Source organism: Nocardia sp. NPDC047648 (genome assembly GCF_040642815.1).
In the GTDB taxonomy this organism is placed as follows: Bacteria; Actinomycetota; Actinomycetes; order Mycobacteriales; family Mycobacteriaceae; genus Nocardia; species Nocardia gamkensis.
In genome coordinates this window covers 318,785-344,505 of the sequence record NZ_JBEYSX010000002.1, presented here as the reverse complement: position 1 = coordinate 344,505, position 25,721 = coordinate 318,785, and the positions used below count along the sequence as shown (strand labels likewise).

Annotated in this window: 25 protein-coding genes; 6 read left to right on the top strand and 19 right to left on the bottom strand. The window is 68.9% G+C overall.

The features are described 5' to 3' along the window. Positions 1-251: 251 nt before the first annotated feature. Positions 252-1,544, bottom strand: coding sequence for an NAD(P)/FAD-dependent oxidoreductase (locus tag ABZ803_RS05940; RefSeq protein ID WP_357033511.1), 1,293 nt, complete (start codon positions 1,542-1,544; stop codon positions 252-254). 112 nt (positions 1,545-1,656) lie between these two features. Here ABZ803_RS05940 and ABZ803_RS05935 point away from each other — a divergent pair, with 112 nt between their 5' ends. Continuing rightward, entirely contained in the window at positions 1,657-2,514 is an 858-nt protein-coding gene (locus ABZ803_RS05935) for a LysR family transcriptional regulator (protein ID WP_040868605.1), read from the top strand. Between the two features lie 135 nt (positions 2,515-2,649). Here the strand turns inward: ABZ803_RS05935 and ABZ803_RS05930 are convergent, their stop codons facing one another. The 7 genes from ABZ803_RS05930 to ABZ803_RS05900 all read right to left on the bottom strand — a co-directional run bounded on the left by ABZ803_RS05930 (position 2,650) and on the right by ABZ803_RS05900 (position 7,966). Next, positions 2,650-3,579, bottom strand: coding sequence for an IPT/TIG domain-containing protein (locus ABZ803_RS05930; protein WP_357033508.1), 930 nt, complete (start codon positions 3,577-3,579; stop codon positions 2,650-2,652). Positions 3,580-3,694: 115 nt separating this feature from the next. Then, complete coding sequence (locus ABZ803_RS05925; protein WP_357033505.1) at positions 3,695-3,820, bottom strand: hypothetical protein; 126 nt, start codon at positions 3,818-3,820, stop codon at positions 3,695-3,697. Beyond that, on the bottom strand, positions 3,820-4,038 hold the full coding sequence (locus ABZ803_RS05920; protein WP_357033502.1) for a hypothetical protein: 219 nt from the start codon (positions 4,036-4,038) through the stop codon (positions 3,820-3,822). Before ABZ803_RS05920 ends, ABZ803_RS05925 begins: the two co-directional genes overlap by 1 nt. 204 nt (positions 4,039-4,242) lie before the next feature. After that, entirely contained in the window at positions 4,243-5,295 is a 1,053-nt protein-coding gene (locus tag ABZ803_RS05915) for a cobalamin-independent methionine synthase II family protein (protein ID WP_357033500.1), read from the bottom strand. A gap of 380 nt (positions 5,296-5,675) precedes the next feature. Continuing rightward, the gene (locus tag ABZ803_RS05910; protein WP_357033497.1) at positions 5,676-5,897 is read right to left on the bottom strand and encodes a hypothetical protein; all 222 of its coding nucleotides are present in this window, start codon (positions 5,895-5,897) and stop codon (positions 5,676-5,678) included. A 289-nt stretch (positions 5,898-6,186) separates the two neighbouring features. After that, positions 6,187-7,143, bottom strand: coding sequence for an electron transfer flavoprotein subunit alpha/FixB family protein (locus ABZ803_RS05905; RefSeq protein ID WP_040868613.1), 957 nt, complete (start codon positions 7,141-7,143; stop codon positions 6,187-6,189). A 37-nt stretch (positions 7,144-7,180) separates the two neighbouring features. Further along, the gene (locus ABZ803_RS05900; protein WP_062969571.1) at positions 7,181-7,966 is read right to left on the bottom strand and encodes an electron transfer flavoprotein subunit beta/FixA family protein; all 786 of its coding nucleotides are present in this window, start codon (positions 7,964-7,966) and stop codon (positions 7,181-7,183) included. Between the two features lie 264 nt (positions 7,967-8,230). Between ABZ803_RS05900 and ABZ803_RS05895 the strand changes: the two genes are divergently transcribed. The 3 genes from ABZ803_RS05895 to ABZ803_RS05885 are packed head-to-tail and all read left to right on the top strand — an operon-like array spanning position 8,231 to position 11,963. Then, complete coding sequence (locus ABZ803_RS05895) at positions 8,231-9,049, top strand: class I SAM-dependent methyltransferase (protein ID WP_357033492.1); 819 nt, start codon at positions 8,231-8,233, stop codon at positions 9,047-9,049. After that, the gene (locus ABZ803_RS05890; protein WP_357033489.1) at positions 9,046-10,713 is read left to right on the top strand and encodes a glycoside hydrolase family 57 protein; all 1,668 of its coding nucleotides are present in this window, start codon (positions 9,046-9,048) and stop codon (positions 10,711-10,713) included. The genes ABZ803_RS05895 and ABZ803_RS05890 overlap by 4 nt, the downstream gene beginning before the upstream one ends. Continuing rightward, positions 10,710-11,963 carry a glycosyltransferase family 4 protein gene (locus ABZ803_RS05885; RefSeq protein WP_040868618.1) on the top strand — a complete coding sequence of 418 codons (1,254 nt, stop codon included), beginning with the start codon at positions 10,710-10,712 and terminating at the stop codon, positions 11,961-11,963. The genes ABZ803_RS05890 and ABZ803_RS05885 overlap by 4 nt, the downstream gene beginning before the upstream one ends. Positions 11,964-11,974: 11 nt before the next feature. On the opposite strand, the gene ABZ803_RS05880 is transcribed toward ABZ803_RS05885, so the two are convergent. Beyond that, on the bottom strand, positions 11,975-12,520 hold the full coding sequence (locus ABZ803_RS05880; protein WP_357033486.1) for a DUF1697 domain-containing protein: 546 nt from the start codon (positions 12,518-12,520) through the stop codon (positions 11,975-11,977). 240 nt (positions 12,521-12,760) lie between these two features. After that, positions 12,761-13,510: an acyltransferase gene (locus tag ABZ803_RS05875; RefSeq protein WP_062969608.1), complete on the bottom strand. Its 750-nt coding sequence runs from the start codon at positions 13,508-13,510 to the stop codon at positions 12,761-12,763. A 232-nt stretch (positions 13,511-13,742) separates the two neighbouring features. Between ABZ803_RS05875 and ABZ803_RS05870 the strand changes: the two genes are divergently transcribed. Both ABZ803_RS05870 and ABZ803_RS05865 read left to right on the top strand, forming a co-directional pair. Next, positions 13,743-15,044 (top strand): PQQ-binding-like beta-propeller repeat protein, encoded by a 1,302-nt coding sequence (locus ABZ803_RS05870; protein WP_357033482.1) that lies wholly within the window; start codon positions 13,743-13,745, stop codon positions 15,042-15,044. 224 nt (positions 15,045-15,268) lie between these two features. Continuing rightward, entirely contained in the window at positions 15,269-15,805 is a 537-nt protein-coding gene (locus ABZ803_RS05865; RefSeq protein ID WP_357033479.1) for a hypothetical protein, read from the top strand. 18 nt (positions 15,806-15,823) lie between these two features. Here ABZ803_RS05865 and ABZ803_RS05860 read toward each other — a convergent pair whose 3' ends face one another. From ABZ803_RS05860 to ctaD, 9 genes are all read right to left on the bottom strand, one after another. Beyond that, positions 15,824-17,047 carry a class I SAM-dependent methyltransferase gene (locus ABZ803_RS05860; RefSeq protein WP_357033476.1) on the bottom strand — a complete coding sequence of 408 codons (1,224 nt, stop codon included), beginning with the start codon at positions 17,045-17,047 and terminating at the stop codon, positions 15,824-15,826. A 283-nt stretch (positions 17,048-17,330) separates the two neighbouring features. Then, on the bottom strand, positions 17,331-18,308 hold the full coding sequence (locus ABZ803_RS05855) for a class I SAM-dependent methyltransferase (protein WP_040868643.1): 978 nt from the start codon (positions 18,306-18,308) through the stop codon (positions 17,331-17,333). 37 nt (positions 18,309-18,345) lie between these two features. Continuing rightward, positions 18,346-19,122: an enoyl-CoA hydratase-related protein gene (locus ABZ803_RS05850; protein ID WP_357033472.1), complete on the bottom strand. Its 777-nt coding sequence runs from the start codon at positions 19,120-19,122 to the stop codon at positions 18,346-18,348. A 63-nt stretch (positions 19,123-19,185) separates the two neighbouring features. After that, positions 19,186-19,956, bottom strand: a complete 771-nt coding sequence (locus ABZ803_RS05845; protein WP_357034307.1) for an NUDIX hydrolase — start codon at positions 19,954-19,956, stop codon at positions 19,186-19,188. Between the two features lie 106 nt (positions 19,957-20,062). Continuing rightward, a complete protein-coding gene (locus ABZ803_RS05840; protein ID WP_040868647.1) occupies positions 20,063-20,896 on the bottom strand; it encodes an ABC transporter ATP-binding protein in 834 nt (277 codons plus the stop codon). A gap of 140 nt (positions 20,897-21,036) precedes the next feature. After that, on the bottom strand, positions 21,037-21,864 hold the full coding sequence (locus ABZ803_RS05835) for a peptidyl-tRNA hydrolase (protein WP_357033468.1): 828 nt from the start codon (positions 21,862-21,864) through the stop codon (positions 21,037-21,039). Continuing rightward, positions 21,864-22,286 (bottom strand): protease inhibitor I42 family protein, encoded by a 423-nt coding sequence (locus tag ABZ803_RS05830; protein ID WP_357033466.1) that lies wholly within the window; start codon positions 22,284-22,286, stop codon positions 21,864-21,866. The genes ABZ803_RS05835 and ABZ803_RS05830 overlap by 1 nt, the downstream gene beginning before the upstream one ends. A gap of 103 nt (positions 22,287-22,389) precedes the next feature. After that, the gene (gene serB, locus ABZ803_RS05825) at positions 22,390-23,607 is read right to left on the bottom strand and encodes a phosphoserine phosphatase SerB (protein ID WP_357033463.1); all 1,218 of its coding nucleotides are present in this window, start codon (positions 23,605-23,607) and stop codon (positions 22,390-22,392) included. A gap of 197 nt (positions 23,608-23,804) precedes the next feature. Beyond that, complete coding sequence (ctaD, locus tag ABZ803_RS05820) at positions 23,805-25,547, bottom strand: cytochrome c oxidase subunit I (RefSeq protein ID WP_083863925.1); 1,743 nt, start codon at positions 25,545-25,547, stop codon at positions 23,805-23,807. Between the last annotated feature and the right edge of the window lie 174 nt (positions 25,548-25,721).

Sequence of the window (25,721 nt, the reverse complement as noted above, 5' to 3'; positions counted from 1 at the left end):
CCATGATGAAGCCAGTCCGACAATGCGCCTCAGCAACCTCGAAGTGTCGCCGCGATGCCGGTTGGGTTAACGAGACGGCGGTCACACCGAGCGTTCACCGAACGGTTCCACCGTGTTCGTCCATCAGCATCGCAAACGCTTCCGACATGCGGTTTGTCGCGCGGGTCGTCGTTCTCGGCCGGCACGCCGCACACCGGGCATCGCGCCGCTTCCGGCTGGAAGCCGCGCGATTCGTCAGGTGCGGGAAGTACTCAGGCCGCTCGGCTTTCCGACGCGCGTACCGTCGGCGCGGTCGTCTCCTCTTCGGCGAAACCGGGACGTCCGGTGCCGATGAACGCGACCAACCACGAGGCGACCGCGGCGAAGCGGTTGCGGAAGCCGACCAGATAGAACAAGTGCACCGCGAGCCATATGACCCAGGCGACGACGCCACGGAAGGTGATGCGCTCGTTGAGCTTCGTCACGGCGCTGAATCGGCTGATCACCGCCATGCTGCCTTTGTCCCAGTAGGTGAACGGGGTGCCGGGCTGCTTCTTGCGGCGGATGATGTCGGCGGCGTGCCTGCCCTCCTGCATGGCGACCGGCGACTGGCCGGGGTAGCCGTTGAGCGAGGTCATGTCGCCGATGGCGTAGATATCGGCGTAGCCGCCGACGGTGAGGTCCGGGTTGATCAGCAGCCGGCCCGCCCGGTCGGTCGCCACGCCCGTGGCCTCGGCCAGGATCTTCGCGAACCCGCCCGCCTGCACGCCCGCCGACCAGACCACCGTCTCCGCCGCGATGCCGTGCTCGACCCCGTCGGCGCTCTTGACGGTGACCTTGCCGTGCTCGATGTCGGTGACGAAGGTGCCGAGCAGCACATCCACGCCGCTGCGGGTGAGCGACTTCTTCGCGTATTCCGACAGCCCGCCCCCGAACGGCGGGAGCACCTCGCCCGCGCCCTCCACGAGCGTGACCGAGACCTCCTGGTGGTAATACCGTTTCGCCAGTTCCTTCAGCTGTCCCGCCACCTCGACGCCGGTCGCCCCCGCGCCGACCACAACGAAGCTCAGCAGCCTGCGCCTGGTCTGCTCGTCGGCCTGCGCGGCTTCGGTGAAGACGCGCTGGATCTGCGCGCGCAGCCGCCGCGCGTCGTCGATGGTCTTGAGCGAGAAGGTCTTCTCGGCGAAATCGTCCCGGCCGAAGTAGGACTGGCTGGCCCCGGTGGCCGCGATCAGCGAGCCGTAACGGATGCGGCGGCGCTCGCCCTCGTGTTCGTAGGTGAGGACGGCCCGGTCGGGATCGATGTCGACCACCGTGCCAAGGCGCACGTCCGCCTCGCGATGGCGGCGCAGAATCCCCGCGATCGGCGGCGCGATCTCATCCGATGCGAGCACACCGGTCGCTACCTGGTACAACAGCGGTTGGAACAGATGCTCGGGCGTGCTGGAGATCAGCACATAGTCCACCCCCGACTTGGCCAGCTGCTTGGCGGCGGCGAGCCCGCCGAACCCCGATCCGACAATGACGACACCCGCGGTTTCGATTCCCGCTTCCACGTACTGCATGACAGCCTCCTTCTCTCATTACCAACCGCGATCCGGAGGACGGATATTTCAGGTGTGTGGGCGCATAATTCAGATGAGTCTTATCTCGATTCGTAATTAATAGGAGGTCGCTGTGGAACTTCGGCAGCTCACCTACTTCGTCGCAGTGTGCGAGGAGCTCAGCTTCAGCGGCGCCGCGGCGCGGTGCTTCATCTCGCAGTCGGCGATCAGCCACCAGATCTCCCGGCTCGAGCGCGACCTCGGCGTGCAACTGTTCGAGCGCTCGACCCGCTCCGTCGTCCCCACCGACGCGACCGCCCGGCTACTTCCCCTGGCGAAACAAATGCTGAGCCTGGAATCGGCGATCCGGGCCGCCGTGCGAACGGTGGGCCCGCGCATCCGGCTGGCCGCGAACATGTCCTTCGCCACCCGCTCGCTGTCGGCCATCGCGGGAGCGCGCGCCGCGCATCCCGAGGCGGAGATCGAGTTCGTGATCAAACCCTTCCGTCAGCGCATCACCGCGGTGGCCGACGGGGACTGTGATCTGGCGCTCATCCGCGGCCGCGTCGACCAGCCGGGCCTCGTGGTGGAACAACTGTGGGTGGAGGACCTGGTGATCGCCACCTCCAGCGCGCATCCGCTGGCGACCAGAGACACGGTGACCCTGGCGGACCTGAGTTCGTATCCGCTGCTTCTGCCGCCGGAGCAGGAACAGGTCCTGCTGCACACCGTGATCCGCAACGCCTTCGCCGAACTGCCCACCGGCCCGACGTTCGGACCGCCGATCCCGCCCGATCACACGGCGACGATGGAGTTGATCAACCGGCCCGACGCGTGGACGGTCCTGTACGCCGAGAGCACCACCGAGGGACTGGTGGTGCTGCGGCTGGCCGAATCCAAGTTGCGCATCCCGGTCTCGGCGGTACTGCGCGCCGACGCCAGGCGATCACCGATCCTGGACACCCTGCTCTTGGCGCTGCACCGCTGCTGAGCACGGCGGTGCGGCGGCGGTCAGGTCCGCGCTGCGAGACTCGGCGCAGACAGTCCGTGCCACCGGTAACCGGACTTCCGCAATCGCTCACAGCGACGGGTCGGTCGAGCGCGCGATCGTGTTCGTGCTCCACGATCACGGGAGCGGAGTGAATCCGATGCCGATCGTGCGCGGTCCTTGCGCTGCGATGTCGTCGAGAATGCCGTGGATACCGGTGAACTGGAACGGCGCCCACGGTTTGAGCGGATTGATCGCGGAGGTGATGCCGACCAGACCGCTTCGCGTGGTCACCGGTCCACCGCTGTCGCCCGGAATGACCGCAGCCCAGGACCGGATGACGTTGTTCTCGTACTCGATCACGAGACCGCATGTCGTTCCGGACACCTGGCCGTACTTGCACATGATGTCCGTGAGCGGAACCGGATGCGCACCGATCCGGCTGATCACGGTGCCGTTCGGCGTCGTGTTGACCGGATTGATCTTCGTTTCGTCCAGTTTGATGACCGCGTAATCCCTGGATGAGTCGGCCGGAAACCGCATCGACGGAAAGCCGGGCCAATTCGTGCACCACGTGACGTAACACCCGATCGGACCCAGTCTGCGATTCCCCGTGAGGAATACATCCTGAGTTCTGGTGTTCCGGGTCATCATGTGCCCGGCCGTGAGAGCCACCAGATTGCCGAGTTCGTCGTATCCGACCGCCCCTACCGTGCCCCAGCTTCCGCGGGGCGGCCCGCCATCGGAGACGATCGACGTTCCCGGACCGAAGTTCACCCCGGATGGTGGAGGCGTGCCGACATAAGTGAACGGGACACCGTTACTCCGCCCGCTCGGCGTTGTGACGGTGATACGCACGACTCCCGTCGCGGCCGGAGAGACAGCCGTGATCTGCGTTTCGGAGTCGATCGCGAACGAGATCGCTGGAATGGCGCCGAATTCGACCGCCGTAGCACTGGTCAGGTTCGTCCCGGTCAGGGTGACCGTTATGCCACCGGCAACCGGACCGGAACGCGGGCCGACCGAGATCAGAGTCGGCGCCGCGGAAGGAGAAGTAGTGGTAGACATCCTGCGACCTCCTCGGCCACGGCGGGAATGGTTCCGCTGCGCCAGGATCGCGAACTCGCTTGGTCCTGACTCTATTCAGTAAGACGCCTTGACAGGTACGCGGGCAATAGTTCCCTCATCCGTTTTCTTCCGTTTTCAGATTGATCCGGTAGCCGAGGAAGGCCATGGCGCGGGAGCAGATCAGCCGCCACATCGCCTGATAGCCGCCGGCTTCGGTGTGATGGACCTCGTGCGTCCACATCAGTCCCGCTCGCTTCGCGTGACGCCCGAGAGACGGGATGCCGGGCTGCGGAAGTCCGCGATGGAGTCGCTGAGCGCGTCCAGCACATGCAGCAGTGTTTTCGGATCGGGGCCGGGCGATACGGGCAGTGGACCGGCGGGCGGATCGAACGCCAGGCCACGGGCGGCGGCGCGTTCGCGGGGGCTGGATACCGGCGGAACGAGTTTGCCCGCCCGCACCAGGCAGCTGAGCGCCGACGCCTCCGTGACCGGCCTCGCCCCGCCACACGGCCAGGAGCGGGGCCGGTCCCCCGCGACCGTCGAATATCGCTACAGCGCACCGGCTCCGCTGTGCGTCAGCGGAATCTCATTACGAGCCTGCCGAGCCGATCGAGAACGGCCCCGGGAGTTGCCGGGGCTGTTCACTCGAGTCCCGATTGCGAATCAGACGCCCAATTCCGTGGCCGCCAGCGCTGTGCCCTCGATACGCGCGCGGATCTTGGCGAACGCGGTCTCCCGTGAGGTGGAGGTGTCGTCGGCGAACGGCGAGAAGCCGCAGTCGTCGCAGGTGCCCAGCCGATCGACGGGCAGGAAGCGAGCGGCGAGCAGCACGCGGTCACGCACCTGTTCGGGTGTCTCTACTCGCGGATCGATCGGGTCGGTGACGCCGATGAACACGCGCGCCGTGGCCGGCAGGTGTTCGGCGACCACGGCCAGCACCTTCTCCGGGTCGGGCTCGCTGGCGAACTGGAGGTAGAACGCGCCCACCCGCAGTTGCAGCAGCTTCGGCAGCAAATCGACGTAGTCCACGTCCAGGCTGTGCGTCGAGTCCTGGTCGCCACCAGGGCAGGTGTGCACGCCGATCCTGGCGCGCTCCTCGTCCGAGAAGCGTTCGAGCACAGTGTTGTTCAGCTCGATGAACTGGTCGAGCACGCCGCCGCTGGGGTCCAGCTTCAGCGAGAGCCGCCCTTCGGTGAAGTCGAGCTGCACCAGGTGCGCCCCCGCCTCCAGACAGCCGCGGATGTCGGCCTCGGCCGCGTCCGCGAGATCGGCGAGGAACTGCTCGCGCGGATAACCCTCGATGCCCTCGGCCGGATACAGCAGGCTCAGTGCCGACGGCGCGATGACGGCCTGCTTCACCGGAACGGTGGCGTGCTGCTGCGCGGCGCGCAGATAGTCCGCCGCGTGCGCCGCGTAGCGGAACGGCCCTGTGCTCAGGCGGGGCAACTGCCGCTGGTGCCCGTCGGCGAACGGGATGATCGCCCCGTCCGGGGCCAGATTGTCCAGCCCGGCGAGCGGATAGGTGGCGAAGCTCGGCTTGGACTGCTCGCCGTCGGTGACGACGGGAGAGCCGAGTTCCTCCAAGCGTCGGATGGTCTCGGCGACCGCCCGCTGCTGGAGTTCGGCGAGCGCGGGGTCGCCGGATTCGTCGGCCATGGCGGCCAACAGGTCGTGAGGTCGAGGGATGCTACCGATCGGTTCCGTGGGGATGCTCACCGGGCGAGTGTACGTCCGTAACCTGCGACTTCGACGCGAATCGACTGCGCCGTAATTTCTTTCGCATCGGTCACTATTTTTGCTCACCTGGCCTCGAGAGTTCGCACCAATGTCGCGGCGACCTTCTCCGACCGAGCACAACGAACCAAGCGCTCGAAGATCAGCGCCGATACATGCTCATCGACAGGCCATCATCGGTCTCACAAGAGAGCTCCGGCGGCTGGTCCAGGGCCGAATGACGGTCGGAGGCAAGTATTTCGGCGGTGGTGGAAACGGAACAGGACCACCGCGCAGCGATCGACGCGGTGGTCCTGGGGTTGTGCGGCAGATCGTGCGGCGAGGGTGGTGCAGACCAGGTCAGCCCGCCCTCACCACTTCGATCAGCGGAAGATGCCCATTCGCCAGCCGTTTCCTTCTGCCTTGCAGCTGTAATGAGGGACGTTGATGTCGCCCGCGGAAACGCGCCGCGCCTCCTCCTGCTTCGCGGCGGCCAAGCATGCCTTTTCGTTCGGATACACCGTTGCCTGCGCCGCAGGTGCCGAGGCGATCAAAGCCCCCGTGGCCAGCGCACCCATCAGCAGTCCCGTAACCGTCTTCTTCACTTCTGATCCCCTAGTGTCGATGACTCCCCCCCTTCGGGGGACTTGACGCCAATGAAACTAGCAGGCAACGCATGAGATCGGCTGATGGCGTCGTCAAACATGCCGACTACGAGCAGTGTCGGGCCATCTGGCGGGTATGCCACTGCACTTCAGCCGATCACATGCGACATGGGCGGGCAGTGGAAGCGCTGCTGTAGCAGATCGAGCATCAGAACCGCAGCTGTGCCAACTCAGCGAAAGGCGGCCCCGGCCTTCAGGTCGGGGCCGCCTTTCGACCAGCCGAAGAGCGTCAGCCCTTGTGCGACTTGACCGCTTCGGTCAGCTGCGGTGCGACGTTGAACAGGTCGCCCACGATGCCGTAGTCGGCGATCTCGAAGATCGGCGCCTCTTCGTCCTTGTTGACCGCGACGATGGTCTTCGAGGTCTGCATGCCCGCGCGGTGCTGGATCGCGCCGGAGATGCCGAGGGCGATGTACAGCTGCGGCGAGACCGTCTTACCGGTCTGGCCCACCTGGAACTGGCCCGGGTAGTAGCCCGAGTCGACGGCGGCGCGCGAGGCGCCGACCGCCGCGCCGAGCGAGTCGGCCAGCGCCTCGACGACCGAGAAGTTGTCGGCGGAGCCGACGCCGCGGCCACCGGAGACCACGATGCCCGCCTCGGTGAGTTCCGGACGGTCACCGGCCACGACCGGCTCCCGCGAGGTCACCTTGACCACGCCGTCTTCCTGCGCGGGCACCTCGACGGTCACCTTCTCGCCCGCGCCGGCCTGCGCCGAGGCCTCGACGGCGCCCGGGCGGACCGAGATCACCGGAACATCGCCGGTGACCTTGGCGTCGACGGTGAACGCGCCACCGAAGATGGAGTGCACCGCGGTGCCGTCGGACTTCACGTCGATGACGTCGACCAGCAGGCCGGAGCCGATGCGGGCGGCCAGGCGACCCGACACCTCCTTGCCCTCGGCGGTGGCGGCGACGATCACGGCGGCGGGCGAGACCGACTCGGTCAGCGCGGCCAGCACGTCGACCTTCGGGGTCACCAGGTAGTTCTCCACATCGTCGGACTCGGCGATGTAGATCTTCTCGGCGCCCGCGGCGGCCAGCGCGTCGGCCAGCTTCTCGCCGGTGCCCGCCGTGCCGAGCACGACGGCGGCGGGCTCACCCAGGGCGCGAGCCGCGGTGAGCAGTTCGGTGCTGACCTTCTTGATCGCACCCTCGGCGTGCTCGACGAGCACGAGTACTTCAGCCATTTGTTCTCTCCTAGGAAGTCTGCAGGCGCTACCGAGATCAGATGATCTTCTGGCCGATCAGGTACTGAGCGATCTTGCTGCCGCCGTCGCCCTCGTCCGCGATCTTCTCGCCCGCGGTGCGCGGAGGCTTCGGCGTGGCCGCGGTGACGGTGGAGCCCGCGTTCGCGACGCCGACGGTCGACGGGTCGACGCCCAGGTCGGCCAGCGTGAAGGTCTGCACTTCCTTCTTCTTCGCGGCCATGATGCCCTTGAAGGACGGGAAGCGCGGCTCGTTGATCTTCTCGGTGACGCTGACGATGGCCGGGAGGGTGGCCTCCAGCTTGAACACGCCGTCGTCGGTCTCGCGCTCGCCGGTGATCTTGTCACCGTCGACGGTCAGCTTGCGCAGGTGCGTCAGCTGCGGGAGGCCGAGGTATTCGGCGATGATCGCGGGCACCGCGCCCGCGCGACCGTCGGTGGCCTCGTTGCCCGCGATGACCAGCTCGACACCCTCGACCTGGCCGAGCGCACTGGCCAGCACCCACGCCGTCTGCACGGCGTCGGAGCCGTGGATGGCCGGGTCGTTGATGTGGATGGCCTTGTCGGCGCCCATGGACAGCGCCTTGCGGATGGCCTCGGTGGCGCGGTCGGGACCGGCGGCCAGCACGGTGACCTCACCGCCCTGGGCTTCCTTGATCAGCAGCGCTTCTTCGACGGCACGCTCGTTGATCTCGTCGAGGACGGCGTCGGCGGCCTCACGATCGAGCGTGTAGTCACCGTCGGTGAGTTTGCGCTCCGACCATGTGTCGGGAACCTGCTTGATGAGTACGACGATGTTCGGCATCGGTCTTCGTCGACCTCCTGTTCTGGTTACACGTAAATGGTGGTCGCACGAGCTGCGCCGTACGCCCGGGTGGGTGGCTCAGGCCGTGACATTACCTTACGTTAAGTTACCCGTGGGTAACTTAGTGGCTTCTCTCTCACAAGTGGGTACCACGCGTTACAGTGCCCCGGTTCGGCGGCCCCGGGTCCGGCCTGCCAGAGCCGCACTTCCGAGCCGACCGGGTGGGGTGATTCCCGCGGACGCGGTGCCAGTAACGTCGGAGTGATGAGCGAGGCTGTGATCCCTGCCGCAGTGGGCGACCCGTCCGGCATCTCCGTGGACACCGAGGCCGCCGTCGGCGCCGTCGAACCACTGCCGCTGACCGGCGAGCGCACCGTTCCCGGCATCGCCGAGGAGAACTACTGGTTCCGCAGGCACGAGATCGCCTACGCCCGCCTGCTGGACCGCTGCACCGGAAAGACCGTGCTGGAGGCAGGTTCGGGCGAGGGCTACGGCGCGGACATGATCGCGGGCGTGGCCACCAAGGTGATCGGCGTGGATTACGACACCAGCGCCGTCGAGCACGTGCGCGCGCGCTACCCCCGCGTGGAGATGATCCAGGGCAACCTCGCCGAACTGCCGCTGGAGGACGCCTCGGTCGACGTCGTGGTGAACTTCCAAGTGATCGAACATCTCTGGGACCAGTCCCAGTTCCTGCGCGAATGCCTGCGGGTGCTGCGCCCCGGCGGCGAGCTGCTGATCAGCACGCCCAACCGGATCACCTTCTCCCCCGGCCGCGACACTCCGCTCAACCCGTTCCACACCAGGGAACTGAACGCGGCCGAGTTGACCGAATTGCTGGTCGACGCCGGTTTCGAGGTCACGCAGATGATCGGCGTGCACCACGGTCCCGGCCTGAAAGCGTTGGACGCCAAGCACGGCGGGTCGTTCATCGACGCGCAGATCGAACGGGCGCTGGCGGGCGAACCGTGGCCCGCTGAACTGACCGCGGACGTCGCGAGCGTCACGGTGGACGATTTCGCGCTGGTCGCCGCGGACATCGACGCGAGTCTGGATCTGGTCGCCATCGCGGTGAAGCCTTGACCGATCGCAGTACCGTGCCCGGCGGGCACGCCGCGAGCCCGGTGCCGGGCCAGTTCACCTTGGTCCTGCACTCCCACCTGCCCTGGCTGGCCCATCACGGCCGCTGGCCGGTCGGCGAGGAATGGCTCTACCAGTCCTGGGCAGCGTCCTACCTGCCCCTCGTCGAGGTCCTGCGAACCCTTGCGGCCGAAGGACGTTCGCATCTGCTCAGCCTCGGCATCACACCGGTGCTCGCGGCCCAGCTGGACGACCCGCACTGCCTGGCGGGCATGCACCACTGGCTGGGCAACTGGCAGCTGCGCGCCGACGAAGCCGCCATGGCGGGCAATGTCGCGCTGGGCAGGCACGAACATCGCTTGGCCGCCGCCGCCCTGGCCGAGTTCGAGCAGCACTGGCGGCACGGCGCGGCGCCGGTCTGGCGGACGCTCATCGACGCGGAGACCATCGAACTGCTCGGCGGCCCGCTGGCCCACCCGTTCCAGCCGCTGCTGGATCCGCGGATGCGCCGGTTCCAGCTCACCGAGGGCTTGGCCGACGCGCGGCACCGCTGGGGTCACACACCGACGGGCATCTGGGCGCCGGAATGCGGATACACGCCCGGCATGGAGGCCGACTACACCGCCGCCGGTGTGACGCATTTCATGGTCGACGGTCCCGCGCTGCGCGGCGACACGACGCTCGGACGTCCGGTGCGGGATTCCGACGTGGTCGCGTTCGGCCGCGATCTGCAGGTGAGTTACCGGGTCTGGTCCCCGAAATCCGGCTACCCGGGCCACGGCGCCTACCGTGACTTTCATCACTATGACCACGCGACGGGTCTCAAACCCGCGCGGGTCACCGGCAAGACCGTGGCGGGCCCGGACAAGGCTCCCTACGATCCGGAACTGGCCGCCGCGGCCGTCGCGCGGGACGTGGACGACTTCGTGCGGACCGTGCGCGAACGATTGATCGCCGAGTCCGAGCGGATCGGCCGCCCCGCCCTTGTCGTCGCCGCGTTCGACACCGAACTGTTCGGCCACTGGTGGCACGAGGGGCCGCAGTGGCTGGCGCAGGTGTTGCGCGCGCTGCCGGAAGCGGGCGTCACGGTGGGCACCCTGGCCGACGCGCGAACACGCGGCTACCTGGGCGAACCGGTGCCGCTGGCCGACTCGTCCTGGGGTTCGGGCAAGGACTGGCGGGTGTGGGCAGGCGAGCAGGTGCGCGATCTGGTCGAACTCGACGACGACATCGTGCGGCTGACCATGGACACCATCGACAAGATGCGCGCCGCGCAGGGCGGCGCACCCGGGCTGCGCGACCACGTCGCCGATCAGCTGCTGCGCGAGGCGATCCTCACCGTCTCCAGCGACTGGGCGTTCATGGTGAGCAAGGACTCCGCCGCGGGTTACGCGCGCGACCGGGCGCACCGGCACGCCCACGCGGTCCGGGAAATCGCCGCGGCCGTCGGGGCGGGCCAACTCGCGAAAGCACGGCAGTTGGCGGCAGGATGGGGGGCAGCTGACGGACTCTTCCCCGGCGTGGACGCGCGACGACTCACCTCCGCGGGGTCCGTACCCAGCGCCACCGGGGCAGTATCCGCCGCCGTGCCAGGACCGGGCTCCGCCACCGCGGACCACGGGCCGGTTCCGGCGGATCCGGGCTCGGCCGCAGAAGGACTTGCATGAAGATTTTGATGGTGTCGTGGGAGTACCCGCCGGTCGTGGTGGGCGGGCTCGGCAGGCACGTGCATCACCTCGCCGTCGAACTGGCCGCGGCCGGTCACGAGGTGGTCGTGCTGTCCCGGCGTCCCTCCGGCACCGACGCCGCGACCCATCCCACGCACTCCTACATCGCCGACGGCGTGCTGGTGGTGGCGGTCGCGGAGGACCCGCCGGTCTTCGACTTCGGCGAGGACATGCTCGCCTGGACGCTGGCCATGGGGCACGCGATGGTGCGCGCGGGCGTCGCGCTCGGCAAGCCGGGCATCGGCGACGGCTGGACGCCCGACGTGGTGCACGCGCACGACTGGCTGGTCGCCCACCCCGGCATCGCCCTGGCCGAGTACTACGACGTGCCGCTGGTGTCGACCATCCACGCCACCGAGGCGGGACGGCACAGCGGCTGGGTCGCGGGCAAGGTCAACAAGCAGGTGCACTCGGTGGAGTGGTGGCTTGCCAACGAGTCCGACGCGCTGATCACCTGTTCGTCGTCCATGCAGGACGAGGTCGAACGGCTCTACGGTCCGGAGCGGATCCCGATGACGGTGATCCGCAACGGAATCGATGTGGGCGCGTGGACTTTCCGCCCGCGCTCGCCGCGCAGCGGTCCGCCCCGGTTGCTGTACGTGGGCAGGCTCGAGTACGAGAAGGGCGTGCAGGACGCGATCGCCGCGCTGCCCCGCATCCGCCGCGCCCATCCCGGCACCACCCTGACCGTCGCGGGCGTCGGCACCCAGTTCGAGTGGTTGCGCGAGCGCGCCCGGGTGCACCGCGTGGCCCGAGCGGTGACCTTCGCCGGTCAGCTCGACCACGCCGAACTGCTCGGCTGGCTGCACGGCGCCGACGCGATCGTGCTGCCCAGCCGGTACGAACCCTTCGGCATCGTCGCGCTCGAGGCGGCCGCGGCGGGCACCCCGCTGATCACCTCGACGGCGGGCGGCCTGGGCGAGGCGGTGATCGACGGCGTCACCGGCGCCTCCTTCGCGCCCGCGGACGTCGACGGCTTGGTCGAGGCGGTCCGCGCCACCCTCGACGACCCCGCCGCCGCGCAGCAGCGGGCCTACGCCGCCAGGGAACGGCTCACCGCCGATTTCGCGTGGGACGTGGTGGCCGCGGAGACCGCCCAGGTGTACCACTCGGCCAAGCGGCGGGTGCGCAACCCGCTCGGCCGCCCCTCGATCGTGGAACGTCCACTGCCGGAACGCGATCCGAAGTAACCCCGGCCCGGCTAGGCCGCGAGCTTCTTGACGATGCGCTCGACGGTGAGCCAGGTGCGAGTGGTGATGTCCTTGCCGTACGTCTTCTCCAGCCACGCCATGAAGTCCGGCGTCTTGCCCGGCTCGCTGTTGTCGATGACCGCCAGGAAGGCGCGCGCGGCCTCGTTGTAGCCGACCACTCGGGTGAGCGGGTCTGGGTGCTCGGGCAGGCTGGGCGGCGGCTCGGCGGTGTCCTTGAGGAACGTCGCGATCAGGTACGTACCTCGCCCGTGGGTCAGACCGTGGAACGGGTCGGTGTCGAGCAGCGCGCGCAGTTCGTCGTGGCTGCGGATGATCGTGCCGCCGCCGATTCCCAGTTCCCGGATCAGCGCCTGCTGGATGCGATCCTCGAGCTCGGGCACGTCGGACTCCGCGGTATGGAACACGATATTGCCGCTGGCCAGTACCGAACCGACGCCTTCGAAGCCGAGCGATTCGAAAACCCCGCGTAATTTGGCGTTGCTCATGTTCGGATTGCTCGGCATGATCCCGCGCAACAGCGCGGCGTAGGCAGTCATAGCGCCGAACCTACTCGCCCGCGCCGACGAATCCGGGCCTCGATCGGGCAGCCTCAGGTGTCCGCTCGGATCGGAGGTACGGGCGCGGGGAACCCGAGCAGGCGACACTCGCCCAGCGACAGCCGCGCACGGCTCGGCGCGACGAACTCCGCGGATGAACGCGCGACGCGCTCGGGCGCGACTGCGTAGACCCTCGACGGCCCCGAGGTGAGGCCCCCGCGACTCGTCCAGCTGTACCCGTCAGGCGGTCTGCGTGGCCCCGTTCTTCTTGCGGGCGATGTCCTCGAGCGCGGCGAGGTATTCCGCACGCTGTTCGGCGCCCGCCTCCCAGGCCGCCTTGCGGTTCTTGACGACCTTCGCCGGTGCGCCGACGGCGATGCTGTAGTCCGGGATCTCACCCTTGACCACGGCGTGCGCGCCGAGCACGCAGCCGCGGCCGACACTGGTCTCGCGCAGCACGGTCACCTTGGCGGCGATCCAGGTGTCGGGGCCGATGCGTACCGGGCTCTTCACGATCCCCTGGTCCTTGATCGGAACGTTGATGTCGTCCATCTTGTGGTCGAAGTCGCAGATGTAGCACCAGTCGGCGACCAAGGTCGATTCCCCGATCTCGATGTCGAGGTAGGTGTTCACGACGTTGTCCTTGCCGAACACCACCTTGTCACCGATGCGCAGCGAACCCTCGTGGCAGCGGATCGCGTTGCCGTCACCGATGTGCACCCAGCGGCCGATCTCCATGCGGGCCAGTTCCGGGGTGGCGTGGATCTCCACGCGGCGACCGAGGAAGACCATGCCGCGCAGCACGATGTGCGGGTTCGCCAGGCGGAACTTCAACAGCCGGTAGTAGCGCACCAGATACCAGGGCGTGTACGCCCGATTCGCGAGCACCCAGCGCAGCGACGCCGGCGTCAGAAAACGCGCCTGCTGCGGATCCCGGCGGCGCGATCCCCGCCAGCGCGAGCGCAACGGTGCGCCCCACATGCTCGTCACGAACGGTTCTCCTGTCGTGGTCCTACCGGCCGTCGCGCGCCTCGGCGGCGACGGATAGAGCCTATCGCCCGCGGTGAGCACCACGACGAGCACCCGCGACGAGAACGCCGGGACGCGTTCACCCGCGCGCGGGCCTCCCGTACAGTGACTCGTGCGCCGGAGACGGCGACGGCGAACGCCAACGACGACAGGAGTGCGGCAGGTGCGAAGCGGCGGCGTACTGGCTACTTCCATGTGGCGACCGTCCCGGAAACGTGCCGCGGCCGCGCTGGCCGCGGTCGGCGCGCTGGCATTGGCCGGGTGCGGCACCGATTACGACGACATCACCGTCGGCACCGGCAAGGGCTGGACCGCCGCCTATCACGACGGCCGCAACAGCGGCACCGGCCCGGTCACCGGATCGCGGAAGCTCGAGCTGAGTTGGCAGCGGCCGGTCGGCGGCCCGATCGCCCAGCCGATCACGCTGGGGCCCGACAGCCAGCTGTTCGTCACCACCCGCCTGCAGAACTGCTCGATCTTCTCCTTCCAGATGGCCACCGGCCGCAAACGGTTCTGCAACGCCTTGGGCCCGAGCGCGATCACCGCGCCCTCGTCGGTCGACGGGATGACCAATGTCTACGTCGGCGACGACAGCCGGGTGATCTCGTTCAACTACCTGGGGCAGCCGCGGTGGGCCACGCCCGTCGCGGGAACACCGGCCTCGGTGCAGTTCACCGGTGACGGAAAGCTGCTGACCGTCACGCGATCCGGCCAGGTCGACGTGCTGTCGAGGCAGACAGGCGACCGGACGGTGCCGACCGTGCAGTTGCTCGGCGAACCGGACTTCCTCGTGCACGCGGGCCTCAGCTGGCCCGACGCGAGCCAGGGCCTGGACGACTGCGCCACCGGCGGGCCGCAGTGCCCGGTCGCGACCATCTCCGCCGTCGACGCCGACAGCGGCCGCTTCTACGTGACGCTCTGGCAGCCGGGGCGGCCCGCGGCGGCCGTGGTCGCGTTGCGCTACACCGGCGAGAAGCTCGTGCGGGAGTGGAGCGCCGAACTGCTGCTCGGCGGCAGCGCGACCAGCCCGGCCCTGTCCGCCGACGGCGCCACCCTCTACGTGGGCGACAACAACAACCGCCTGATCGCCCTGGACACCGCCGACGGGCGAACCAAGTGGGTGCACCGGCTGGACTGGACGCCGCGCGGGGGCATCTCGGTGTCGGACGACGGCCTGATCATCCCCTCCGGCGACGACGGCTACCTGCTCGGACTGCGCGACAACGGCGACGCGGTGGAAACCGTCTGGGAGCGCAAGGATCTGGCGCTGCGCGGCTCCGCGGCGCAGACCGCGGGCGACACCGGCTACGCCGTCGCGGCGATCGGCGACGGCCTGAACCTCGTCACCTTCGACACGCAGACCGGGGCCACCCTCGACTCCGATGTGCTGCCGGGCGCGAAGGGCACCACCACCGGCACCTCGGTCGGCGCGAAGGGCGAGGTCGTGGTCGCCACCCGGATCGGCGAGATCTTCGCGTTCGCGCCGGAGAAGTAAGCACCTTCAGTTCTCTCACCCCGCTCGCACGTCGTGCGGGTCTTCGGCTGACATGGACCGCGAAGTGGCGAATTGGATCTCGGGGCCGCGGTTGGTCGGCGCGGCCGAGTCGGCGGTAGAGTCGCCTCGATCTTGTCGTGTGCAGGTTCGAGGGGGGAACTTTGACGAAGAGTGGGATTCTTGCGCGTCTCGGCAGGGCGACGGTCGTCGCTGTCGCTCTCCTCATGTCTACCGCGGCATGCGCCGGCACGGTCGACGGGCGTCCGGTGGCAGCGTCGCAGAGCCGGGCCGCGACAACCACACCGGCGCCGGTCGCCGATGAGCCGTTCCAGGAACACGCCGTCGATGACGAGTGTGTCCTGAGCGGGGCGGAAATCAGTGCCTTGGCGGAGGTGAGCCTCGGCGATGGGCACGACACCAAGACCAAGCGCGACGACGGTTCCTACGGCCGAAGCTGCACCTACTACCTCACCGCCGGTGGGATTCTGTCCTTCACCGCATCGGTCAAGGTGATGCGGCCGCAACAGGGTTCGGTGACCGAGGCGACCATCGCGCGGCTGAAGAGTCCGACCACGCGGGAACTCCCCGGGATCGGGCGATCGGTCCTCATCGAAGCGAAAGCCGAGTTCCCGCAGGCTTGGATCCTCACCGACCGGTTCGTCGTCCGCGTCTTTCTCGTCGGCAGCAATCTGTCCGCCCCGCCGACAGACCAACGGTGGGCCGCCGCAGCGCGACTCGTCGTCGCGAAACTCCCGGTGTAGCGAGACGCAGCCGGATCGTCACGGGGTGGAACAGAGGAAGACCGTCGCGGCGCGGCCGATTCGTGTGATCACCAGCGTGTGCGGTCGAGTGCCACGGAGTTTGAGGCGCGAACGGAGCGCATCGGGGTCGATATCCACACCTCGCGTGAGGATTTCGAGAGCGCCGCAGTCGCGGCGATGGAGTTCGGCGCGAAGGGATTTCTCGCGGAAGTCCATGCGGTCGAGGACGCGGAAGCCACGCACCCCCTCGGGGACGGTGTCTCCGGTGAGATAGGCGATGCGCGGATCCAGTTGCCACAAGCCGTGTTTCGCGGCGTAATTACGGACGAGTCCGGCGCGCACGACGGCGCCGTCCGGGTCGATGATCCACTGCCCCGGCGGGCGCTCCTCGATGACGTCGGGTTCGGCATCTGTGATGGTCCACCCGCCGCCCTTGGACGAGAGCACCCTCGCGCGACGGGTTACCCCGGCCTCGGTGAGCCCGGGAGACCATAGGCACGCCTCACGCACCGAGCCGTCGAGCGAGACCACCTCGACCTCACCGGACCAGTCGAGCCGGTCGAAGTCCAGACCGGGAGCGCATTTCACGGCGATATCACGGGCGGCGTAGGCCGCGAGCAGATCCGGCAGCGGCGGTTGGAGTTTGGCCGGGTCGTGCGTGCGGCGGCCGTCGGCGCGCCGGGCCGGGTCGGCGATGATCACGGCGTCGCGACTGCTCGGACGCAGCGCATCCGCCCTGATCAGCATCACATTCCGGGTCAGCTCCGACGGGCAGGTGGCGGACGTGCGGGAGTCCCGCTCCCCCGCTCCGAGCCGGTGCGCCCCCAGGTTGTGCGCGGCGATCGCCAGCCGCACCTCGTCCAGATCGCTGCCGAGCACCGCCGGGCACACCCGGGCCAGCTCTACGAGTTCGGCTCCGATCGAACAGGTGACGTCGTGCACCGTCCGCCCGGCCAGCCGGGTGGCCCGCTGCCGTGCCACGAGCGTCGGGGTGGCCTGCTGCAGCGCGTCGTCGGTGAAGAGCCACTGCCCGGCGTCGAGGAGTTTCGCGGCGGCTCTGCGCCGCAATCGCACGGTCTCGATCAGGGCCGCCGCCCGGTCGCCGTGCGCGCGACGCACGAGCTCGAGATCCCGCAGGTGCGTCGCCGGGGTGAGCGCCAGCCGATCCGCCTCGGCCAGCGCGTCCCGGCCGATCGCGCTGCCCAGGTACCCGACATCATCACGGGTGAACCGGTAGCCCACTACCGAGCTCCCGTAACTGTCCGCACCATGCCGACCGGCGTGAGTCCACGTGTCGGGACCGTCACCTGAGCTGTCGCGACGGCCCGGCTCGGGTTGCCGGTGCCGGTGATCGCGACGGCGACCTGTTCCCGAACTTCTGTGGCGATGCCGCGAGCCTTGATCCGGTCACCGTTTCGGTGGCGCTCCATCTCCGGGTTCCGGCGCGGCGACGCGGGCCGACGCACCTGGGCAGCATGGTCGCTGCCCAGGTCGGCGATGCGGTCGCGAGAGGTGGCGCGGCCCACTACTTTCCGGCGGAGCTCGGCTTCACGCCGGTGATCATGGCGTTGTAGAAGAACTGGCGCGGCACCACACGGCGCATGACGTTCTCGTCCACCCAGCTCAATCCCAGCCAAGCGCGGTACATCGCCATCCGGTAGCGCCAGGTGAGCTTCTCGGCGGGCACGGCCGCCTCGAAGGTGCGCACCGGCCAGCCCCACAGCGCGGCCGCGAATTCCTCGGTCTTGGCGGCCACCTCGACGGCTCCCGCCGAGCGGGCCATCGCCTCCAGGGCGCGCGGATCGAAGGTGTGCAGGTCGACGACCGCCTCCAGGGCGGCGGCGCGCGAGGACTCGTCCAGCTCCTCCTGCGGACGCCGCCAGTCGCTGAGCATCGGCAGCTTGGTGACCGTGGTGGTGGCCTTCCAGGTGATCCGGCCCAGCCAGCGCGCGTAGAAGTTGCCGACCGTGGTCGGCTCACCGGCGAACACGAAGCGGCCGCCCGGCTTGAGCACGCGCAGGCACTCCTTGAGCGCCAGCTCGACGTCGGGGATGTGGTGCAGCACCGCGTGGCCGACCACCAGATCGAAGGTGTCGTCGTCGTAGGGGATGGTCTCCGCGTCGGCGACCCGGCCGTCCACGTCCAGACCGAGGTGCTGCGCGTTGCGCAGCGCGACCTTGACCATGCCCGGCGACAGGTCGGTGACCGAGCCGGACTTCGCCACGCCCGCCTGCATCAGGTTCAGCAGGAAGAAGCCGGTACCGCAACCCAGTTCCAGCGCCTTGCCGTAGGGCAGTGGCGCGGAACCCACGGCCAAGTCGAACCGGCCGCGCGCGTACTCGATACAGCGCTCGTCATAGGAGATGGACCATTTGTCGTCGTAGGTCTCGGCCTCCCAGTCGTGGTAGAGAACCTGGGCCAGCTTCGTATCCTTGAGCGCTGCTTCGACCTCTGCCTCGGTGGCGTGCGGGTTCGGCGCGGGGTCGTCGGGACGTACCGTCATGGTCGGCAAGCCTACCCAAATCCGCAGTTGACGCCTGCTATCGCCCCACGAATTCCGCCGACCCGGGACCGTCGGTCAGATAGGAACCTGTTCCTATCAGGCGATCTTCCGTCGTGAACAGGGCCGACCACTCGCCACGGGCGCGATCGAGGCCGTGCGGACCTGCTTCGAAGACCGCTTTGGCGGCGGCCAGCGCACGGGCGGGACCGTCGGCGAACTGGCGCGCCCACCGCATCGCGGCGGTGTACACGTCGTCCGGCGCGACGACCTCGTCGACGAGGCCGAGCGCCTTCGCCTCGTCCGCCTCGACGAAACGACCGGTGTAGACGAGGTCCTTGGCCGGGCCCGGTCCGATCAGCAGGGCGAGCCGACGGATGCCCGCGAGCGGGATCAAGCCCGTCTTGATCTGCGGCAGACCCAGCTTGACGTTGTCACCGATGACGCGGCGGTCCGCGCCCAGCGCCAGCTCCAGCCCACCGCCGAGGCAATAACCGCTGATCGCCGCGACCGTGGGCTGCGGGATCCGGGCCAGGCAACCGAGGTCCTGCTGTAGGTCGGCCGCCATGGCGGCGGCCTGGTCACTGCCGAGACCGAACAATTCGGCCACATCGTCGCCCGCGGAGAACACGCGTTCGTCGCCGTACACGACCACCGCGGCGACGCCCGGGTCGGCGGCGACGGCGTCGGCCGCCTCGGCCAGTTCCCGCACCAGCTGCGCGTTCAGCAGATTCATCGGCGGGCGGGCGAACCGCAGGACGGCCACGCCGCGCGCGGCATCGCCCTCGGGCAGCTCCAGGGTCACGAATTCGGCCATGGCAGGCCACGCTACCGGGTGCGCACCGGCACCGGCGGTCAGGCCCGACGCCCAACTGGCCCGTCAGGGCCGCACGGAACCCTTGAGACGCCCGGCGTCGGGGAGATCGGCGAAGTAGCGGTGGTTGTCCGGGAAGGAGAGCAGCTGCCTGCCGTCCGAATCGGCCAGCACCGGCAGGATCGGATCGATCGCCCGCTGCGCTGCCAGGATATCGGCGGTGGAGTGGAATTCGCCAAGTTCGACCAGTTGTGTCCAGGTCGGCGGCAGCAGCACGTCGGCGCCGGAACGCCAGCGCGCCAGCGCTTCGGCGGGGGTGCTCCACCGCACCTCCGCCGCCTCGGACGTGGCGCCGTCGGCGAGCTGCCCCTCCGGGAGGATGGCGACGAAGAACCGGGTGTCGTAGCGGCGCGGCTCGATGACCGGGGTGATCCAGTTCGCCCACGGCCGTAGCAGATCGGCGCGCAGGACGAGTTCCTCCTCGGCGAGGAAGGACGCCAGCGACAATTCCCTGCGCTCCAGCCTGCCGCGCGCGTGCCGGTAACCGGTGGTGTCGGAGACGACGCTGTCGGCGGTCGGGCCTGCCAGCAGCACGCCGCACTCCTCGAACGTCTCCCGGACGGCCGCGCAGACCAGCGCCTTGGCCCTGGCCTCGGTGGTGGCGAACCGCTCGGCCCACCACGCGGGCTCGGGCCCGGACCAGGCGATGTCCGCGGTCCCGTCGGACGGGTCGACGCCGCCGCCGGGGAACACGGTCATGCCCGCGGCGAACGCCATGGCGCCGACCCGGCGCTGCAGGAAGATCTCTGGCCCGTCGGCGCCGTCGCGCACCAGCATCACCGTCGACGCGTCTTTGATCGGTTGCTGAGAGTCTGCCTGCGGTTCTTTCTCACTCACCCCTGCACCCTAACGCGCGCTTGGTGTGCGACGGACACCGTCCGAGTCAGCGGGTGCGGTGCCGGCCCGCGCGGCGCGAGCGGCGCGCGAAGTAGCGTCCGTCGACTCGATCCAGCGCGATCGATTGACGGAAGGCGTCGCTGAGGTTCTCCGAGGTGAGCACGTCGGACAGCAGGCCCTGCGCGACCACTTCGCCCTCGTTGAGCAGCAGGCCGTGGGTGAAGCCGGGGGGAATCTCCTCCACGTGATGGGTGACGAGCACGATCGCGGGGGCGTCCGGGTCGGCGGCGAGATCGCCGAGCCGCTCCACCAGCTCCTCGCGGCCGCCCAGGTCCAGGCCCGCCGCCGGTTCGTCGAGCAGCAGCAGCTCGGGATCGGTCATCAGCGCGCGGGCGATGAGCACCCGTTTGCGCTCGCCCTCCGACAGCGTGCCGTAGGTGCGGTCCGAGAGATGTTCGGCCCCGAGGCTTTCCAGCATGTCGATGGCGCGGTCGGTGTCCATCTCGTCGTAGCGCTCCCGCCAGCGGCCGAGCACCGCGTAGCCCGCGGACACCACCAGGTCGCTGACCTTCTCATCGATCGGAACCCGGCTGGCCACCGCGGCCGAGGACAGGCCGATGCGCGGACGCAACTCGTTGATGTCCACCTTCCCGATCCGCTCCCCGAGCAGATGGGCGACGCCCGCGGTGGGGTGCATCTCGGCGGCGGCCATCCGCAGCAGCGAGGTCTTGCCCGCGCCGTTGGGGCCGAGGACCACCCAGCGTTCGTCGAGTTCGACCTGCCAGGTGACCGGACCGACGAGAGTATGGCCCGAGCGGCGGACGGTCACGTCGGTGAAATCGATGAGCAGATCGGGATCCGGTTGCGGCACGCGCTCCATCTTGGCCCACCTGAGGGGACACTTGCCAACGCGGGGAGGGAAAACCGAGCCGGTCGGTCGGATCTACGCCGGAACGCCGCCGTCACGGCCGCGTCGGCCGCCGCGCCGACACGCCCACCGCGGGGTCGCCGCAGGAGGTTTCACCAGGATCGGGCGGGCACCGCGATCACCGTCATCGAGCCGGGCGCCACTTCGGTGAATCCGGCGTCGCGCACGGCGACCGCACCGCCCTCGGCCACTTGCCCGGTCAGCGACGCCCAGCGCGGCGGGTCGGCTTCGCGCACCGCGCACCCGAAGCCCAGTTCCGCCCAGCGCAGCGCGTGCTCGACCGGCAGCGCACCGGCCAGCAGCATGCTCGCGTGACCCACCTGCGCGGCCGTCTTGCCCAGCGTCATGCCGAGCGCGGCGTTCACCCACAGCACGGGCAGGAGCGGATCGGGCGGCCCGGGAGCGTCGTGCTCGAGATCGGTGCCGCCGATTTGCAGACGCTTGATCCGCGGATCGACCTCGCCCACCGGTCCGGGGACCAACGCGCGCGCCTGCGCGCCGTCGATCTCGACGGTGACGCCGGGCACCGCGCAGGTCGCCTGCCACTGAGCGCCGCGCGCCCGCCGGGCCACCTTGCGAATGCGCGACCGCTTCCATGCGAGATACGGCTGTTCCCACGCGCCGCCCGGCCCGACCCGCTCGTCCAGGCACAGCGCCACCGCGGCGGCCGCGGCAGCTGCCAGCAGCGCGCTGCGCGGGGGCGGATCGGCCTTGGGCAGGTGCAGGACCATCTGCATCGCTTGCACCATGGCGGGGTCGGCCGGATCGCCCGCACCGTGGTAGCCGAGCGCCAGCTCCGCATGCCGGGCAGGGAATGTCGCGATATCCGATGGCGCCGCGGCGAGGTCCGATGGCGGGGCGGCCGTGGAATTCTCCGCGCCGCGCCCGACTTCGGCGCCGCATTCCGGAATGCGCGTCATCACTGCACCTCGATCGTCAACGAAAACGTCCGTGCCGGCGCCAAGCCCTGGTCCCACGGACGCGTGTACTCCAACTTCAACGGCGTGGCACCGGCCGCGACTCCCACGAAGTTCCATACGGCGGTGCCACCCGCGCCCGGCGCGACCGGCGCGGCCGGATCGGGTTCGTAATCCGCCTCGCCGTCCTGCCGCAGCGCGGACGAATCCATCTGCGCGACACTCCAGGAGTATCCGGTCGACGGGTTGGCAGACAGGGCGACCACGAGACGCTGTCCGACCAGCAGCCGTCGCTGCTGCCCGTCGTCGGCATCCCCAACTCGCACAACAGGTTTCGCGTCCTCGGCGGGATGGGCCTCGCGCGAGTCGTCGCCGCAGCCCACCACCGTCGAACAGAGCAGCAGAACCAGCAGGGACTTGCGCACCTGTCCTCCGATCGGCGAATGATCAACTCGCAGCGAGCCTACCGATCGGCGATCCGCGCGGCGGCCAGGCCGCGAGTCGTCCGAATGCTCGGTTCCGGACCGCTCAGCCCAGCGGAACGCGGCGCAGCAGGCCGTCCCTGGCGTCGGCGGCCTCCACCTCGTGCCGGGTTACCCCGAGGATGAACAGGACGGCGTCCAGGTACGGATGCGAGAGCGCGGCGTCGGCGACCTCGCGCAGCGCGGGCTTGGCGTTGAAGGCGACCCCGAGCCCGGCGGCGTTGAGCATGTCGATGTCGTTGGCGCCGTCACCCACGGCGACGGTCTGTTCCATCGGCACCCCGGCCTCGGCCGCGAACTTGCGCAGCGCGGTCGCCTTGGCCGCACGGTCGACGATCTCGCCGACGACGCGGCCGGTCAGCTTGCCTTCGATGACCTCCAGCGTGTTCGCCTGCACGAAGTCCAGCTCGAGTTCGTGCGCCAGCGGCTCGATCACCTGCCGGAAGCCGCCCGACACCACGCCGCAGCGGAAACCGATCCGGCGCAGGGTGCGAATGGTCGTGCGCGCGCCGGGGGTCAGCTCGATCCGGTCGGCCACTTCCTCGATCACCGACTCGTCCAGCCCGGCCAGCGTCGCGACCCGCTGCCGCAGCGATTCGGCGAAGTCGATCTCCCCGCGCATCGCGGCCTCGGTGACCTTGCGGACCTCGTCCTCCACGCCCGCGTGCGCCGCGAGCATCTCGATGACCTCGCCCTGGATCAGCGTCGAGTCGACGTCGAACACGATCAGCCGCTTGCCCCGGCGGGCCAGCCCGGCCCGCTCCACGGCGACGTCCACCTGCTCGGCCACGGCGACCTCGGCCAGCGCCGTGCGCAGCCGCGAGTCGGTGTCCGGGCCGGAGTCGGTCGCGGTGACCAGCAGCTCCATGCCGGTCACCGGGTAGTCGGCGATACCGCGGATGGTGTCGATATTGGCGCCCAGGACGGCCAGTTGCCGTGACACCGCGCTGAACGCCCGCGCGGTGACCGGGCTCCCGAGGATCACCACCGCGTGCGTGGACATCGGCTGCCTGCCGATCGCCGCGTCCACCTCCACGTCGACGTGCATGCCGACGGTGTTCATGGCCTCTTCGAGTTCGTCCTGCAACGCCTCGGCGTCGGTCGGGCAGGTGACCAGGACGCCCAGGGTCAGCCTGCCCCGGATCACGACCTGCTCCACGTCCAGCAGGCTCACGTGGTGGCGGGACATGGCCGCGAGCAGCACGGAGGTCACACCGGGGCGGTCGGGTCCGGTGACGGTGACGAGGACGGTGGTGTCGGCCAACTGATGCGCTCCATGTTCGATGTTCGCCGTCGCTGTGCTGGACGTCGTTGTCGCAACGCACGGTGCGTACTGATCTCCACAAACGATCTCCACAAACGAGTGTGCACCCGCTGATGACCAGCGGGTGCACACTCGTCGCGATGAATCCTACGGCGGGGCCGGACGTCGCCGGTGCGTTGCCCCGGCGCGGAAACGCCCTACTTCGCCAGGGCGTTCGGCTCGTGCAGCTCGGTCGCGTGCTTGCCCGCGCCCCAGCCCACGTGGGCCTCGGCGCGCATGCGCTCGACCATGTGCGGGTAGTGCAGCTCGAACGCGGGGCGCTCGGAGCGGATGCGCGGCAGCTCGTAGAAGTTGTGCCGCGGCGGCGGGCAGGTGGTGGCCCACTCGAGGGAGTTGCCGTAGCCCCACGGGTCGTCCACGGTGACCACCTCGCCGTAGCGGTAGCTCTTGAAGACGTTCCACAGGAACGGCAGCATCGACGCGCCGAGCACGAAGGCGCCGATCGTGGAGATCGTGTTCAGCGTCGTGAAGCCGTCGCCGGGCAGGTAGTCGGCGTAGCGGCGCGGCATGCCCTCGGCGCCCAGCCAGTGCTGGACCAGGAAGGTGGTGTGGAAGCCGATGAAGGTCGTCCAGAAGTGCCACTTCGCCAGGCGCTCGTCCAGCATCCGGCCGGTCATCTTCGGGAACCAGAAGTAGATGCCCGCGTAGGTGGCGAACACGATGGTGCCGAAGAGCACGTAGTGGAAGTGCGCCACGACGAAGTACGAGTCGGTGACGTGGAAGTCCAGCGGCGGGCTGGCCAGGATGACGCCGGACAGACCACCGAAGAGGAAGGTGACGATGAAGCCGATGGAGAACAGCATCGGCGACTCGAACGTGAGCTGACCGCGCCACATGGTGCCGATCCAGTTGAAGAACTTCACACCGGTGGGCACCGCGATGAGGAAGGTCATGAACGAGAAGTACGGCAGCAACACCGCGCCGGTCGCGTACATGTGGTGCGCCCACACCGCGATGGACAGCGCGGCGATACCCAGCGTGGCGTAGACCAGCGTGGTGTAACCGAAGATCGGCTTACGCGAGAAGACCGGGAAGATCTCCGAGACGATGCCGAAGAACGGCAGCGCGATGATGTACACCTCGGGGTGGCCGAAGAACCAGAACAGGTGCTGGTAGAGCAGGATGCCGCCGGTCGCGGGGTCGTAGATGTGGCCGCCCAGGTGGCGGTCGTAGGCCAGACCGAACAGCGCGGCGGTCAGCAGCGGGAAGGCCAGCAGCACCAGGACGCTGGTGACGGCGATGTTCCAGGTGAAGATCGGCATCCGGAACATGGTCATACCGGGAGCGCGCAGGCAGACCACGGTGGTCAGCATGTTCACGCCACCGAGGATGGTGCCCAGACCGGACACCGCCAGGCCCAGGATCCACAGGTCGGTGCCGACGCCGGGCGAGTGCAGGATGTCGGTGAGCGGCACGTACGCCGTCCAGCCGAAGTCCGCCGCGCCGCCCGGGGTGATGAAGCCCGCGGTCGCCATGCTGGCGCCGAACGCGTACAGCCAGTAGCTGAAGGCGTTCAGCCGCGGGAAGGCGACGTCGGGGGCGCCGATCTGGAGCGGAAGGATGATGTTGGCGAAGCCGAACACGATCGCGGTCGCGTAGAACAGCAGCATGATCGTGCCGTGCATGGTGAACAGCTGGTTGAACTGCTCGGTGGAGAGGAACTGCAGGCCCGGACGGGCCAGCTCACCGCGCATCAGCAGGGCCATCAGGCCACCGATGAGGAAGAAGCCCATCGACGTGGTCAGGTACATGACACCCAGGACCTTGGGGTCCGTGGTGGTGACCATCTTGTAGATGAACGAGCCCTTCGGCCCGGTCCGAGCCGGATAAGGCCGAGTCGCTTCCAACTGAGGGACTGGCTGGGGCTCTACGGCAGTCACTGATCCTCCTGAAAGGTGCCTTCAATTCGCTCCGCAGGCTCCGCTGATCGCATCCATCCCTATGTCGGGACAGACGACAGTTCGCTTGCGCTCCTCGAATCGTAAACCCGCGCCTCCCGGGCCGACCGAACGGGTCCTACTCTCTGTCGTATTTGTTTGGCGGCGCCCGCGGCG

Bases quoted from the DNA above. Each gene is read 5' to 3' on its own strand.
- ABZ803_RS05940 (WP_357033511.1), bottom strand. From the start codon at position 1,544: ATGCAGTACGTGGAAGCGGGAATCGAAACCGCGGGTGTCGTCATTGTC.
- ABZ803_RS05930 (WP_357033508.1), bottom strand. From the start codon at position 3,579: ATGTCTACCACTACTTCTCCTTCCGCGGCGCCGACTCTGATCTCGGTC.
- ABZ803_RS05925 (WP_357033505.1), bottom strand. From the start codon at position 3,820: ATGTGGACGCACGAGGTCCATCACACCGAAGCCGGCGGCTATCAGGCG.
- ABZ803_RS05905 (WP_040868613.1), bottom strand. From the start codon at position 7,143: ATGGCTGAAGTACTCGTGCTCGTCGAGCACGCCGAGGGTGCGATCAAG.
- ABZ803_RS05900 (WP_062969571.1), bottom strand. From the start codon at position 7,966: ATGCCGAACATCGTCGTACTCATCAAGCAGGTTCCCGACACATGGTCG.
- ABZ803_RS05895 (WP_357033492.1), top strand. From the start codon at position 8,231: ATGAGCGAGGCTGTGATCCCTGCCGCAGTGGGCGACCCGTCCGGCATC.
- ABZ803_RS05885 (WP_040868618.1), top strand. From the start codon at position 10,710: ATGAAGATTTTGATGGTGTCGTGGGAGTACCCGCCGGTCGTGGTGGGC.
- ABZ803_RS05880 (WP_357033486.1), bottom strand. From the start codon at position 12,520: ATGACTGCCTACGCCGCGCTGTTGCGCGGGATCATGCCGAGCAATCCG.
- ABZ803_RS05870 (WP_357033482.1), top strand. From the start codon at position 13,743: ATGTGGCGACCGTCCCGGAAACGTGCCGCGGCCGCGCTGGCCGCGGTC.
- ABZ803_RS05865 (WP_357033479.1), top strand. From the start codon at position 15,269: ATGTCTACCGCGGCATGCGCCGGCACGGTCGACGGGCGTCCGGTGGCA.
- ABZ803_RS05855 (WP_040868643.1), bottom strand. From the start codon at position 18,308: ATGACGGTACGTCCCGACGACCCCGCGCCGAACCCGCACGCCACCGAG.
- ABZ803_RS05850 (WP_357033472.1), bottom strand. From the start codon at position 19,122: ATGGCCGAATTCGTGACCCTGGAGCTGCCCGAGGGCGATGCCGCGCGC.
- ABZ803_RS05845 (WP_357034307.1), bottom strand. From the start codon at position 19,956: ATGCTGGTGCGCGACGGCGCCGACGGGCCAGAGATCTTCCTGCAGCGC.
- ABZ803_RS05840 (WP_040868647.1), bottom strand. From the start codon at position 20,896: ATGGAGCGCGTGCCGCAACCGGATCCCGATCTGCTCATCGATTTCACC.
- ABZ803_RS05835 (WP_357033468.1), bottom strand. From the start codon at position 21,864: ATGACGCGCATTCCGGAATGCGGCGCCGAAGTCGGGCGCGGCGCGGAG.